Below are 13,930 nucleotides of genomic sequence, written 5' to 3' on the forward strand. Positions count from 1 at the left end.
CCGCCTCACAACACCGAAGCGGCAGGGCTTCGCGCTTGCGGACGTCGGCGTTCTTTAGCCGCCGAGGCTGCCCTGCGCCATTCCGATGCTCGCCCCGGTGGGGCTGCGCTTCGGATGGCTCCGGGCTGCCTCGGCTGCAGTCGCCTAATGCGGTGGCTTCAGACCCCGTTCATGGGCAGATGCTGTAAGCCGGTGTCCGGGCGGAGGAGGCGAGACCTTATATCGCGCCATGCGCGGCGATATTCCGATACTGCCCTTTGAAATACAGCAATGGCTGCGTGGAAGCAGCGATTTGCAGATCCAACGCTTTCACCTCGCCAATCACGATCAGGTGATCGCCTGCGGCGTGTTCGGCATAAATCTCGCAATCAAGCCAATGCAGGCTGCCGGCAATGATCGGGTTACCTAGCGGCGATTCCTGCCAGTCCACGTCGTGCCACTTGTCCGTGCCGCGCTGCGCGAATTGGTTGGAAATCCTGACTTGCTCGTCGGACAGGATATTGACTACGAATCGACCCGCCTGGCGAATTTTGGGATAACTGGCCGAACTGCACATCACATTGAACGACACCAACGGCGGATTCATCGAAACGCTGTGGAATGACTGGCAGGTGAAGCCTATCGGCTCGCCTTCGATCTGCGATGTGATTACCGTGATGCCGGACGCGTAGTGCCCGAGAGCTTCGCGAAAGCGCCTGGGCTCGATCGCAGTACTGGAAAGTGACATAGTGGGGGTTGAATACTGGGTGCAGCTCGATTTGGTCGTCGCGAGCCGCGCGACGACCATTTCCGCCAGGGAATCAGTTCGAGAGTTCCCGGCGGACGATTTCCGCGCCGGCGCTCAAGGCGCTCAGCTTGCCTCGTGCGACTGCGCGGGACAAGGGAGCCATGCCGCAGTTGGTGCAAGGATAGAGCTTGTCGGCATCGACAAACTGAAGCGCCTTGCGCAGGGTGTCGGCGACTTCCTCGGGAGTTTCAATGGTATTGGTTGCCACATCAATGGCGCCCACCATCACTTTCTTGCCCCGGATGAGTTCGATCAGATCCATAGGGACGCGCGAGTTCTGGCATTCCAGCGAGACGATGTCGATACTGGATTTTTGCAGCTTGGGAAAAGCCTCTTCGTATTGCCGCCACTCCGATCCCAGCGTCTTCTTCCAATCCGTATTGGCCTTGATGCCATAGCCATAGCAGATATGGACGGCGGTTTCGCACTTGAGCCCTTCAATGGCCTTTTCCAGCGTGGCCACGCCCCAATCATTCACCTCGTCAAAGAACACGTTGAATGCGGGCTCGTCAAACTGGATGATGTCGACACCCGCAGCCTCCAGCTCCCTGGCTTCCTGATTGAGAATCTTGGCGAATTCCCACGCCAGCTTTTCGCGGCTTTGATAGTGGCCGTCGTAAAGCGTATCGATCATCGTCATGGGACCCGGCAAGGCCCATTTGATCGGTTGCTTGGTCTGCTGGCGCAAGAACTTGGCATCTTCGACGAACACCGGCTTGCGGCGCGCCACGGCGCCCACAACCGTCGGCACGCTCGCATCGTAGCGGTCGCGGATCCTGACGGTCTTGCGGTTCTCGAAGTCCACGCCTTCCAGGTGCTCGATGAACGTCGTCACGAAATGCTGACGCGTTTGTTCGCCATCGCTGACGATATCGATGCCGGCGTGCTGCTGTTCCTGCAGCGACAGACGCAGCGCATCCTGCTTGCCTTCGGCCAAGCCCTCGTCCTGCAATTTCCAGGGCGACCAGAGTTTCTCGGGTTCAGCAAGCCAGGAGGGTTTAGGCAAGCTGCCGGCAGTGGAAGTAGGGAGCAATTTTTTCACAATAGATGCCTTGATATTTTTGATTGGTCAAAGAGGGTAGTTGGCGGACCACTGCTCAAGAATCGCCTGGTGCGGTTTGATGAAGTGTTCCTCGACAAACCTTCCCTGCTCGATAGCCAATTGGCTACGCTCCTCTCGATCGTAGACAATCCGGGTCAAGGAATAATCCTGATGCTTCAAACTGGGCTGGTAGGATTTTCCTGCCGCGGAGTTCGCGTTGTAGATCTCTGGCCGGTATATCTTCTGGAAGGTATCCATCGTGCTGATGGTGCTGATCAGCTCCAGATTGGTGTAGTCGCTCAGCAAATCGCCGGAAAAGTAAAAAGCCAAAGGCGCGGCGCTGTTCGGCGGCATGAAGTAGCGGACCTTCATGCCCATTTTTTTGAAATATTCGTCAGTCAGGGAATATTCATCCTGCTGATATTCAACGCCCAGTACAGGGTGCTGGTTTTCAGTCCGATGATAGGTCTTGCTGCTCGATACGCTCAGGCATATGACGGGCGGCTTGCTGAAGTGCTGCCTGTAAGTGCTTGAATTTACAAAGCACTTGAACAGCTTCCCGTGCAGGTCTCCGAAGTTCTCTGGAGCGCTGAATACCGGCTGGTTCTTGGTGTGTTCCAGCAGCAGCACGCTGAAGTCATAGTCCCGCACGTACGAGGAAAAGTTATTCCCGACGATGCCTTCGATGCGTTCGTTGGTCTTCTTGTCGACGATGCTCGTCTTCAGTATTTCGATCAAGGGGAGGGCATTGCCGCTGCTTGCGCCGGGGATGCTCATCTCGACGGAAATGATCTCAAGGTTGACGGCATAGCGGTCGCCCTTGGGATTGTCCCAATGCGCCAGGGCATTGAAGCGGTTGTCGATCATCCGGAGGGTGTTGCGCAGGTTCTCCTGGCGACTCGTGCCCCGGGCCAGATTGGCGAAGTTGGTTGTGATCCGCGTATTGTCTGAAGGACGATAGTCCTCATCGAAACAAATGCTCTTGATGGCAAATGCAAACTCTTTACTCATGGTGCTCTGCTGCCCTGAATCCTGAGATAAAACCCGCGTCTATTTCCTGCTTTTCCAGCGCTGCCTGTTTTCTTTCTTTATTCAGCAGTCTTGACTTTGGCGGTACAGGGGGCGTAGTTTATGTCGGGCAATCCATGAATAAAAGTGAATTGATCTAATGGATCAATTAGTCTGATTCATGGATGAGCGCGCGGTCGATCTGCCGGAAGATCAGACCGCCTGACGAGCAGCCGCAGCCGCGAATCAAGCCGTGGCAGGCTTTTTCGCTTGTTCAATGAATGCGCGCAGATAGTCGATGCCGATATCTGCCTCGCGTGCACCCAGATAGATGTGTTTGGCAATGCCTTTCTTGCCCAAGCGGACTGGCACCACATGCATCGTGTCCGCGTACTCCAGCACCAGCCACCGCGGCAACGCCGCCACCCCACGGCCGCTGGCGACCATTTGCAGCATGATGTCGGTGGTCTCGATGGCCTTGTGGCGCTTGGGTATGATGCCGGCCGGCGTCAGGAACATGTTGTAGATGTCGAGCCGGTCTACCGGCACCGGATAAGCCACCAGTACTTCGTTGGCAAGCTGTTTGGGAGTGACGTACTCCTCCCGGGCAAGAGGGTGGTTGCCGGCGACGACCAGCACTTGTTCGTAGTCGAACACGGGCTCGAACACGAGCCCGGGTTTGTTCAGCGGGTCAGGCGTGACCAGCAGGTCGATTTCGTAGCCGAACAGCGCCCCGATGCCGCCGAACTGGAATTTCTGCTTCACGTCCACGTCCACATCCGGCCAGGCTGCCAGATACGGCGAGACGATCTTCAGCAGCCATTGATAGCAGGGATGGCATTCCATGCCGATGCGCAGCGACCCGCGTTCTCCCTGGGCGAACTGGCGCAGTCGTTCTTCGGCCAGGGTCAGTTGCGGCAATACCCGGTTGGCCACCGCCAACAGGTATTGGCCGGCTTGCGTGAGCCTCAGGCTGCGGCCTTCGCGCAGCCAGATGTCGGTGCCCAGTTGCTGCTCCAGCTTCTTCATGCTGTGGCTCAGGGCCGACTGCGTCACGTGCAGGACGCCAGCGGCGGCAGTCAGCGAACCCTGCTTTTCGACCTCCTGCACGATGGATAGATGGACACGATCAAGCATGATGAAAATTCATGGTTTATTGAGATAAAACCATTTTACTTAATCGTTTCGCTCTATCAGAAGGTCCCGCGCACCGTCAGCGTCGCGTTGCGGGGCTCGCCGTAGAAGCTGCCCCAGCCCGGCGCGCCTATTGTCTGGTAATAGGTCTTGTCGAACAGGTTGTTCACGTTCAATGCCGCCGACCAGTTCTTGTTGATCTTGTAGCCGATGCGTGCATTCCAGACGGCGTACGGCGCCTGCGAGACCCGCACCGAGCGGGTTTCCGTGTAGCTGCCGGTCTGGTAGTTCACGCCGCCGCCCAAGGTCCACGCCGACCATTCGCCGGGCAGGCGGTAGTCGGACCACAGGCGCAGGATGTGCTTGGGCGTTACCGTGCGGCCGAAGTTGGTGCTTGATACCTCGGTGTCGTCCAGGAACTTGAGGGTGTTGAAGGTGTAGCCGGCAAACAGCTGCCAGCCCGGGGCCACCTCGCCGCTGATTTCGGCGTCCACGCCCTGGCTGCGCACCTTGCCGCTGGACAGATAGCAGATGTCGCCCACGGTGCATGCGCTGACCAGGTCTTGCTGGGCGCGGTTCTTCTGGTCGACGCGGAAGAGCGCGAGCGAGGCGTTGACCCGGCCGTCGAGCAGCTCGCCCTTGATGCCTGCTTCGTAGTTCTTGCCCATGATGGGGTCGAGTATCTGGCCCGACGCGTCCACGGCGTTCTGCGGCTCGAAGATTTCCGCAAAGCTGACATAGCCGGACCACTGGGGATTGAAGGCGTAGATCAGGCCGCCGTACGGTGTGACGACGCCGTTTTCCTTGTAGGGGTCGGTGTACTGCTTGCCGTCGTCCCGGTACTTGCCGGTGTTCTCGTACCAGCTGACGCGGGCGCCCGCCACCAGCGTCAACGGATCGGCCAGCTTGAAGCGGCCGACGCCATAGACGCCGGTCTGCTTCATCGTGATGACGGTCGCGGCGCCGCGGTAGGCATTCTCGCGCAGCCAGTCGTCGGTGGGTTCGGGCACATGGTGATCCGGGTCCCAGACGTTTACGGCGCGGTTCAGTCGCGCGGTCGCGAAATCGTTCTTGCTGGTCAGTTCGTTGATGCTGGCGCCCACGCTGATCGAATGCTTGCGGCCCAGGGCCTCAAACGCGCCGTCCACATCCAGGTTGAGCGCCTTGTTGTGCGTGGAGAAATCGAAGATGCCGGCGTACATCGTCGGCCCCAGTCCGGTGGCCGGATTGACCGCGCCTTCGGTGAAGGCGTATTTGGAATCGTTGGACTCCTGGGTGGAAGTCCCGGTGAGTTTCAGCGACCAGTCCTGGTTGAAGCGGTGCGCAAGCTCGGCGAACACGGTGGTCTGCTTGCCGTTCCAGCGGTTCCAGTCTTGCGAGAGCGAAGTCGAACGCTTCAGCCCGATGTCGTCGCCGTTGGTGTAGTGGGGCAGGCCGTGGAAGAACGGCGTGGATCGCAGTTCTTCGTAGCTGACGCCGCCGGTCAAGGTGGTGGCGGGGCCCAGGTCGTAGCTGAGTACGCCATACAGCACGCCGGTGCGGCTGTCGGCGTTATCGTAGAAGTAGTCCCGGTCGTTGTAGCTGGCCACGGCGCGTCCGCGCAGGGAGCCCGACGCGTTCAAGGGGCCGGTCGCATCGATGTCGGCGCGGTAGTTGTTCCAGGAGCCGCCGCTGGCTAACAACTGCACCTGGTTTTCGGCCAGCGGCCGCTTGCGCACCAGGTTGACCGCGGCGCTGGGCGAGCCGGCGCCCTGCAGCAGGCCGGTGGCGCCGCGGATGATTTCGACCCGGTCCAGGATCACGGTGCTGCTGGTGAAGCTGTTGGCCTGGGGGTAATAGAACGCGCGGTTGACGCCGTCGAACTGGTAGCTGTCGACGCGGAAGCCGCGCGAGAACACGTAGTTGCCGCCCATCGGGCTCTTGTAGAGCGTCATGCCGGTGCTATTGGCCAGCACGTCGTCCAGCGTGTTGGCGTTCTGGTCGTCCATGCGCTGGCGCGTCACCACCGTAACCGATTGCGGAATCTCTTTCAGGGTCTGCTCGCCCTTGCCTATGGTCACGAACCCGCTGGTATAGCTGCCCGTGCCTTCGGTGACGGCCGGGTCGGCCATGCCGGTCACCGTGACTGGCGCGAGCGTGGTCGCGTCGCCCTGCGGAATGCGGCGCAGGTGATAACCCTCTCCGTTGGCGTTGGCCACGGCTTGCAGGCCCGTGCCTGCGAGCAGGCGCGTGAGGCCCTGTTCCGCGGTGTAGCGGCCTGTAAGCCCTTGCGTCATCACCCCGCGGGTCAGCGTCGGCGACGCGGCCACGGTGACGTTGGCGGCGACGCCGAACTGGCCCAGCGCTTCGTCCAGCGTCGTGGGGGCGATGGCGAAGGCGACCCCTTGCGCGGTCGCGGGCTGGGCCCAGGACACGGCGGGCGCGGCGAGCGGGGCCATTGCGGCCAAGGCCAGATGGACGGCAAGGCGCAAGCGCGCCGGGACTGCCCCGGGGGTCTGGGGCGCGGCAAGAGTAGAGGGTGTATGGCGTGCTGCCATGAGGGCTTCCTGGTTCGTCGATGGGTAAGGCCAGACCGCGGGCGCCTCGGGTCTGTCTCTATGTCTAACGAACCACATCCGAAAATCTTCGCCGTCGTTACAAATTTCCTGGAAGACCGCCCAGGCTGAGGCTCTGCACGTCAGGCGCGATCGACGCTGACCCAGTAGCGCGTGCGGTATCGCAGCCTCAGGTCCAGCACGCCGGCCAGGACTTCCAGCGCCCGGTCGGTGTCGTCGATGCGGAACGCCCCGGTGACTTCGAGGTCCGCCACCCTGGGGTCGCAACGCAGGATGCCGACGCGGTAGCGCCCCAGTTCCGCGAGGAACTGGTCCAGCCGCATGCGGTTCGCGACCAGCATGCCGGCGGCCCAGGCAGGCTCCGTGCCGTCGACACGGGTTGCGGGGGCCAGCGTGCGTCCGTCGAATTCCGCCTGTTCGCCGGCATGCACGACCCGCCCGGCGGGATCCACGCGCACAGCCCCTTCAAAGACGGCAAGCCGCGTCGAGCCATCGCTGTCGTCCAGCTGGCGGACGGTAAAGCGCGTGCCCAGCGGCGTGAGCAGGCCGTGCCGGGTCTGCACGCTGAAGGGGCGTCCGGCGCCATCCGCGCCCGTTGAGATCAGGATTTCTCCGCTGCGCAGCGTGACGCGGCGTTGCTGCGCGTCGTAGCGCAACGCCACGGCAGTGTCGGTGTTCAGCGTCAGGAGGGTGCCGTCGGGCAGGGTCATGGTCCGCTGCTCGCCGGTGGCGGTGCGATAGACGGTGCTGCCTTCCCACCAGCCTTCGCGCGCGCCCGCCCATGCCAGCGTGCCCAGGCAGATGCCGCCCGCGGCCCATTTCATGACGCTGCGGCGCGAACGCTGCTCGCAGTAACGCAGGATGGTCTGGCTGGCGGCGCCCTCGGACACCTTGCCGATGTTGATGGTGTGGACCTCGCGCCCGATGCCCTGCAGGCGCTGCCAAGCCAGTTCGTGGCGCGCGTCTGCCTGACGCCATGCCGCACAGGCGGCTTGCGTGGCCGCATCGGGCGCGTCCCCGGTCCGCATCATCCAGAGCGCCGCCTGCTTGATGATGTCGGGATGCAGCCGTTCGGCTTGGGTGGCGCTCATGCGTACAGCACCGCGTAGCAATGCTCCCAGGCCTTGACGATGTCGCGCTGCACGGCCGCCACCGAAATGTCGAGCTGCTGGGCGATGTCGCGGTAGGGCAGGCCTTCCACCTGCGCCAGCACGAAGACCCGGCGCGCCCGCGGCGGCAACTGCTCCAGCATGCGGCATACGGCGTTCAGCGCCTCCATCACCAGCGCATGCGTTTCGGGACTGGGCTCGACGGCCTCGCTGCGCGAGGCCAGCGTTTCCAGATAGGCCTGTTCCACCGCGCGGCGGCGCGACTGGTCGATAAGGAGGCGCTTGGCGACGGTGGTGAGGAAACCGCGCGGCTCGGCGAACGCCGCGCGCGACTCGCTGCGCATGACGCGTTCGAAGGTGTCGTGCGCCAGGTCCGCGGCGTTTTCGGTATTGCCGCTGAGCCGGCGGCGCAGCATCTGCACGAGCCAGCCATGATGCTCTCGATACAGGCTGACGAAATCGTCGGAGGAGGCAAAGTCGGCGCTAGGCAAGGGGGCTTCCGTTCAAACGCTAATGGGAATGATTGCTAATTGTATAGGATCATCATTCCGGGCGTGCCTCGCGATGCCGCGCCGCATTGGCCAGATCCGCAATCGGCGCCAGCAACCCCCGATCAAAACTCTCCAGCGCCGCGCCCGCGCGCAATCTTGCGGGCCAATCGGAATGTGTCAGCGCGCCACGCCCGAGCGAAACGAAGTCCGCTTCCTGCCGCGCCATCATCCCGTTGGCCGCCATCGGGTCATGCAACGATCCGTTGGCCAGCACCGGGACCGCGACGTGCCGCCGCGCCAATGCCGCGAGGCTTGGGCCCTGATCTCCAAAAGCCGGACGCCAGGCCTCGAACTCGGTCGTGTGCAGGTAGTCGATGGGCTGGGCGCCCAGCGTGCGGTAGATCTGCGCCGCATCCGCCTCGCCGCCTTCCCACTTGTGGGTGAAGTCATTGACCTTGCCCTGGGAGCTGCGCACGCCCACGACATAGCGCTGCCCCGTAGCCTGGCGTACGGCCTGGATGACTTCCAGCGTCAAGCGCAGCCGGTTGTCCAGGTTGCCGCCATAGCGGTCTGTGCGCAGATTGGTGTGGGTGGTGAGGAACTGGTCCAGCAGGTAGCCGTTGGCGCCGTGTATCTCGACGCCGTCGAAGCCGGCCTCCTGCGCCCGGCGCGCGGCCTGGGCAAAGCCGTCGATGGCCTCCGCGATGTCCACGTCCGACATGGCTTCAGGCGTCCGGTACGGCCCATCGCCCCGATAGAACGCCATCTGCTGTCCCTTGGGCTGTACGGCCGAGGGACCCTTCGTCGTGCCGCGGTATGGGTTGCCCTGCGACAGCGCACCCGCATGCATGAGCTGCGCGACGATGCGGCCGCCGTGCGCATGTACACGGTCGACCACGGCGCGCCAGGCGTCACGTTGGGCGTCGTCGGTCAGGCCGGGCTGGAACAGGTAGCCCTGCGCATGCGCCCGGTCGGTATAGATGCCCTCGGTGATCACCAGGCCGAAGCCGCCGGCCGCGAAGGCTGCGTAGTAATCGGCCATCTGCGGCGTGGCGCGGCCATCTTCCGTGGCGCTGACGCGGGTCATGGGTGCGACGGCGAGACGATTGGTCAGGGTCAGGCCCCTTTCCAGCTGCAGCGGCGTGAACAGTGCGGCCTGCGCCGCGTCGTTCGTACGATAGTCGAGCGCGCCCATGTCAACGGCCCTCCTGCGGACGGACGGCCGCGATGGCCTCGATCTCGATCATGGCGGCCGGGTCGTAGAGCGCCTTGATCTCGGCGATCGTGTCGGCGGGGTAGGGGGCCGAGAAGTGGCGGCGGCGCAGCGTGACCACGTCCTGGAAGTGCCCCATGTCGGTGACGAAGATGGTCACCTTGATGACGTCCTTCAGGCTGGAGCCGCCGGCTTCGAGCGCGCGGCGCAAGTTCAGGAAGGCTTGTTCGCCCTGGGCCAGAAAGCCGCCCTCGACGATCTTGCCGTCATCGCCGGCGCCAGCCTGGCCGGAGATGAACAGCAGATTGCCGAACTGGATGCCTTGCGACAGCAGGAAGGGTTCGTAGTTGTCGGGCTGGGTGATGACGCGCTGTAGCATGATGCGATTTCCTTCATTTATGGTTGATCTGTGAATCAGCGCGAGAATCGCTGGTCCATGCCGTAAATGTAGGAATCTGCCGGGACGCTGACAAAGGTTCATTTATCAGCTATAAGATGAGAAAATCTCATCCATGACCATGCAACGCCGATCTCTTCCGCTCTCTGGACTGCGCGTATTCGAGGCCGCTGCGCGCCTGGGCAGTTTCAAGGCCGCCGCCGAGGAACTGGCCGTCACGCCGACCGCCGTCAGCCATCAGATCCGCGCGTTGGAAGCGCAGACCGGGCTGGCGCTGTTCGATCGCCACGTGCGCAGGGTGTCGCTGACCGAGGCGGGCGCGCAGCTCTATCCTGTGCTGCGGGATGGTTTCGATGCCTTCGAGGCGGCGCTGGCGCGCCTGACGCAGCAGCGCACGCGGATGCAGGTGACCATCTCCGCGACCAACGCGTTCACGGTGAAATGGCTGGTGCCGCGCATGGCGGATTTCCGCAGCAAGCATCCGGGCATCGATCTGCAGTTGCAAGCCAGCGACGACGTGGTCGATCTGCGATCGGCCGCGGTCGACATCGCGATCCGCTATGGCCGCGGGCCGTATCCGGGCCTCGTCGCGCAGCCGCTGTTCACGGACCGCTTCGCGCCCGTGGCGAATCCGCGGCTGGGCGTGGCATCGCCGGACGATCTGGCCGGCGTGCCCTTGATCCGTTTCAACTGGAAGTGGTCCCATCCGGACAATCCGACCTGGGAGCGCTGGTTCGCGGTCGCGCAGCGTTCCTTGCCGCGGCAGGCGGGCCAGTTGCGCTTTTCCGATGAAGGCCACGCCATACAGGCCGCCGTCGCCGGCCATGGCGTGGCGCTGGTCAGCCTGGCGTTGATCGCCGAAGAATTGGAAGCGGGCCATCTGGTGCAGCCCTTCGGCCCGGAGATCGCCGGGCATACCTACCATCTGGCCATGCCCGCCGACCGGCCGCCCTCGGCGCCTGTCCAGGCGGTTGCGCATTGGTTGAGCATGCAGGCGGCGGCGCAAGAACCGGGCCGCAAGAAAGCGTAGGCGGCCTGGCCGGAACCCGGGTTCGCCGTTGTCAGCGAGCCGCTTTTGCAAGCACTTCCATGGCAGCCGCCTTGGCGCGGCCGAACTCCGCATGGTCGTCCATCGACGCGGCGACGTTGGCATATGCCTGGTAGGCCAGCAGCTCCATGACCAGTTTTGCCTCGTCGGCGTCGGCTGCGATTTGTCCCTGCGCCCGGGCCTCGCGGATCAATCCGTAAAGACGCGTGCGTCCTGCTTCGCGGTATTGCTGGATGGCGTCGCGCAAGGGGCCGGGACGCGCACGATATTCGCTGCTTACCGCGGTGATGACGCAGCCGCCCGGAAGCTGGCGGGTTTCCACGAAGTCGAACCAGCCGTTCATCAGGGCGCGCAGCCGCGTCAGCGGCGTGCGCTTGCGCATGGCTGGCTCGACAACCTGGGTCTGGTACAGGCCTATCGCATGGGCCAAGGCCGCCAGTTGCAGGTTTTCCTTGTCGCCGAACAGAACCTGAAGATTGCTTTTTCCCACTTCAGCCAAGTCGGCCACCTGGCCGAAGGTCAGGCCGCCCAGTCCTTCGACGGAGAGGAGCTTTACGGCTTCGTCGAGCACGCGGGCTCGCGCGCGCTCGCCGCGCAAGCGGCGGCCATCGGATGGGGGAGAGGGGGGCAACGGTTTCATCGGACCTTGTTTTTCTGCTTGCACGGGTTTCATTCTTTCACGATACTATAAATACGATCGTACATATATAAATGTGAAGAATGAACGCTGAATTTGCGCTGCAAGCTGAAAAGAACCGCCCCTGGCGCGCCCTCGCTGTGCTGTTGACGGGCAACTTCGTGACGATCCTGGATCTCTTCATCGTCAATGTCGCATTGCCCAGCATCCAGAGCGGCTTGTCGGCATCGGATACCGATTTGCAGCTGATCGTGGTGGCTTACGCTTTGGCTTATGGCTTGTGCCTGATCAATGGCGCGCGTTTGGGCGACCTGTTCGGGCGGCGGCGCTTGTTCCTGGCCGGCATGGGGCTGTTCACCGTGGCTTCGGCGTTATGCGGGGTGGCGGTCACGCCGTGGCAGCTCATCCTGGCGCGCGCCCTGCAGGGCGTGGGGGCGGGCGTGCTGATGCCGCAGGTGCTGGCTTCGATAAGAGTGGTGTTCGAGGGCGAGGCGCGCAGGCGCGCGTTCGGCATCATGGGCGCGGTGCAGGGCGTGGCCGCAAGCATTTCACAGTTGCTGGGCGGCATGCTCATCACGCTGAATCCGCTGGACTTGGGGTGGCGACTGGTGTTTCTCATCAACGTCCCGATCGGCATTGCTGCATTGCTGGCGGGGCGGCGGGCGCTTCCCGAATGGCGCGCGCCGGTTCCGACGCGGGTGGACCTGCGCGGCGCGCTTGCGGGCGCTGCCGGGCTGGCCCTGATCCTGGTGCCTGTCATGGAGGGACGAGAGCATGGATGGCCCTGGTGGTCGCTTGCGGGGCCCGTGCTGGCGTTGGGTGTGCTGGCGTATTTCGTCCGCTATGAGAAAGCGCTGGCCCGGCGCGGTGGCGTGCCTGTGCTGGATATGGGCTTGTTTGCCAACCGGCCATTCGTGGCAGGCATAGGCGCGGTGTTTTTCTTTTTTTCAGCCATCAGTTCGTTCTTCTTCGCGTTGACGCTGCTGTTGCAGTTCGGGCTGGGGTTCGCGCCGCTGGCGGCGGGCGCCGTGTTCACGCCTTCGGCGCTGGCGTTCTTTGGCGCGTCGCTTGCCGGTCCGAAACTGGCCACCCGCTATGGACGCGGGGCGCTGCTGTTCGGTGTGCTGGTCTTTACCGCGGGCTTGGCGCTGTCCGCGGTTACCGCCGCCACGCAGCCCCAGAATCTGGCGCTGTTGGTGGCGTCACTGGTGCTGAATGGCGCGGGGCAAGGGCTGGTGATCCCGCTGGCATTCAACGCCATTCTGGGGGCGGTGCAGGAGGAACAGGCCGGCATGGCTTCCGGCATGCTCAGCACCTTGCAAGTCGTCGGGACTTCCGCGGGCGTGGCGGTAGTGGGCGGCGTCATCTTCACGATGCTTGAGGCCGCGGGGAGCTTGCCCGCCAGCGACGGCGCATCGATCTACGGAGGCGCGCTGGCGGCGGCCATGCTTTACAACATTGCGGCTGCGCTGCTCAGCTTCGTCCTTTTCAGGCTGGCGACGCGCCGATAGGCGCCAAGAATCCGTTCCAACATTCCCGGGTGAACTCATACAGCGCATCCTGTGCCGTCAACGGAGTGCGCCCCGCCAGCCGGGCCAGCGCATAGTGCCCCTGGCGCTGCGGGTCGGACGGGATCGGCACTTCGACCAGCAGCCCGGCTTCCTGCTGCTGCCGCGTGACGCAGATCACGCCCAGCAGCAAGGCGTCCGTGCGCAGCGCCAGTTCCACCAGCGCGTCCAGATTCTCGCAGCGGTGGGTGACCATTTGTTCCGGCGCGCCGCCCGGCCCCAGGGTTTCCGCGAGCCGCAGCGAGACTTCCGGGCTGAGAGTGGTGGATGCCACGGGGTACTGGCGGACCTGTTCTATGCCGGGCCGCTTGTGGGCAAGGATGGGATGGCCCTTGCGACACACCAGGCCCGCGCGCAGCGGGGGCAGGGCGCGGGTCTCCAGGTCGGCCGCGTCATACAGCATGCGGGCGTCGCAGACCATGGCGTCGATGCGTTCGTCGCGCAGCATTTCCAGCAAGGCGGCGGTGGCGCCCAGTTCGACGCCGACGCGTACCTGGGGATGGCGCTCTGCCATGTGGGCCAGGAAGGGCGACAGCAGCAGCGATGCGGGCGCCGGGCTCAGGCCGATGGACAGCGTGCCCGATTCGCCGCTGTGCAGTGTTTTCAGTTCGCGCTGCAGCTCCGCTTCTTCGAAGCGCATGCGGCGCGCGCGTTCGGCTACGCAGGCGCCGTAGGGCGTGAGGCGCACGCGACGGGTGCCGCGGTCGAGCAGAGGCAGGCCCAGTTCGGCTTCGAGCGCCTGGATGCTGCGGCTGAGCGCCGGTTGCGACAGGTTGACCGCCTCTGCGGCGCGCGAGTAAGTGCCGTGTTCGACCACCGCCAGCAGGTGTTTGAGTTTCTGGAAATCCATGTCCAAGCCGCATAAATACTATGAAATAAATGCATTGGAATTATAAATAGGCTGTTCGTATCATGGTCCCAGACGACGCCCGCAGAGGCGC

12 protein-coding genes and 1 pseudogene are annotated in these 13,930 nt (G+C 63.5%); 2 read left to right on the forward strand and 11 right to left on the reverse strand.

The genetic code is table 11. The features are described 5' to 3' along the window. Positions 1-217 precede the first annotated feature (217 nt). From IB259_RS01845 to IB259_RS01885, 9 genes are all read right to left on the reverse strand, one after another. Positions 218-727: a flavin reductase family protein gene (locus IB259_RS01845; protein WP_054456513.1), complete on the reverse strand. Its 510-nt coding sequence runs from the start codon at positions 725-727 to the stop codon at positions 218-220. A gap of 73 nt (positions 728-800) precedes the next feature. Further along, complete coding sequence (locus tag IB259_RS01850) at positions 801-1,829, reverse strand: methionine synthase (protein ID WP_118933039.1); 1,029 nt, start codon at positions 1,827-1,829, stop codon at positions 801-803. 27 nt (positions 1,830-1,856) lie between these two features. Beyond that, a complete protein-coding gene (locus IB259_RS01855) occupies positions 1,857-2,840 on the reverse strand; it encodes a DUF1852 domain-containing protein (RefSeq protein ID WP_192327254.1) in 984 nt (327 codons plus the stop codon). 243 nt (positions 2,841-3,083) lie between these two features. After that, positions 3,084-3,974, reverse strand: a complete 891-nt coding sequence (locus IB259_RS01860; protein WP_054456516.1) for a LysR family transcriptional regulator — start codon at positions 3,972-3,974, stop codon at positions 3,084-3,086. A gap of 56 nt (positions 3,975-4,030) precedes the next feature. Then, complete coding sequence (locus IB259_RS01865) at positions 4,031-6,409, reverse strand: TonB-dependent receptor (RefSeq protein WP_225596759.1); 2,379 nt, start codon at positions 6,407-6,409, stop codon at positions 4,031-4,033. A 239-nt stretch (positions 6,410-6,648) separates the two neighbouring features. Then, positions 6,649-7,617 carry a FecR domain-containing protein gene (locus IB259_RS01870; RefSeq protein ID WP_192327259.1) on the reverse strand — a complete coding sequence of 323 codons (969 nt, stop codon included), beginning with the start codon at positions 7,615-7,617 and terminating at the stop codon, positions 6,649-6,651. Beyond that, a complete protein-coding gene (locus IB259_RS01875) occupies positions 7,614-8,126 on the reverse strand; it encodes a sigma-70 family RNA polymerase sigma factor (protein ID WP_054456519.1) in 513 nt (170 codons plus the stop codon). Before IB259_RS01875 ends, IB259_RS01870 begins: the two co-directional genes overlap by 4 nt. Before the next feature lie 52 nt (positions 8,127-8,178). Next, positions 8,179-9,321 carry an NADH:flavin oxidoreductase gene (locus IB259_RS01880; RefSeq protein ID WP_192327262.1) on the reverse strand — a complete coding sequence of 381 codons (1,143 nt, stop codon included), beginning with the start codon at positions 9,319-9,321 and terminating at the stop codon, positions 8,179-8,181. A 1-nt stretch (position 9,322) separates the two neighbouring features. Next, positions 9,323-9,718, reverse strand: a complete 396-nt coding sequence (locus IB259_RS01885; RefSeq protein WP_054456521.1) for a RidA family protein — start codon at positions 9,716-9,718, stop codon at positions 9,323-9,325. 139 nt (positions 9,719-9,857) lie between these two features. On the opposite strand from IB259_RS01885, the gene IB259_RS01890 reads away from it, so the two are divergent. Beyond that, positions 9,858-10,766, forward strand: coding sequence for a LysR substrate-binding domain-containing protein (locus IB259_RS01890; RefSeq protein ID WP_054456522.1), 909 nt, complete (start codon positions 9,858-9,860; stop codon positions 10,764-10,766). A 31-nt stretch (positions 10,767-10,797) separates the two neighbouring features. Here the strand turns inward: IB259_RS01890 and IB259_RS01895 are convergent. Further along, positions 10,798-11,489, reverse strand: a pseudogene (locus tag IB259_RS01895) (TetR/AcrR family transcriptional regulator). Between the two features lie 15 nt (positions 11,490-11,504). Between IB259_RS01895 and IB259_RS01900 the strand changes: the two are divergent. Further along, entirely contained in the window at positions 11,505-12,932 is a 1,428-nt protein-coding gene (locus tag IB259_RS01900) for an MFS transporter (protein ID WP_175162573.1), read from the forward strand. Here the strand turns inward: IB259_RS01900 and IB259_RS01905 are convergent. Continuing rightward, on the reverse strand, positions 12,910-13,839 hold the full coding sequence (locus IB259_RS01905) for a LysR family transcriptional regulator (protein WP_054456525.1): 930 nt from the start codon (positions 13,837-13,839) through the stop codon (positions 12,910-12,912). The two genes, IB259_RS01900 and IB259_RS01905, sit on opposite strands and share 23 nt — an antisense overlap. Positions 13,840-13,930: the final 91 nt, after the last annotated feature.

The sequence above is a fragment of the Achromobacter sp. ACM04 genome, from assembly GCF_014851465.1.
Classification (GTDB): Bacteria; Pseudomonadota; Gammaproteobacteria; order Burkholderiales; family Burkholderiaceae_B; genus Achromobacter; species Achromobacter aegrifaciens.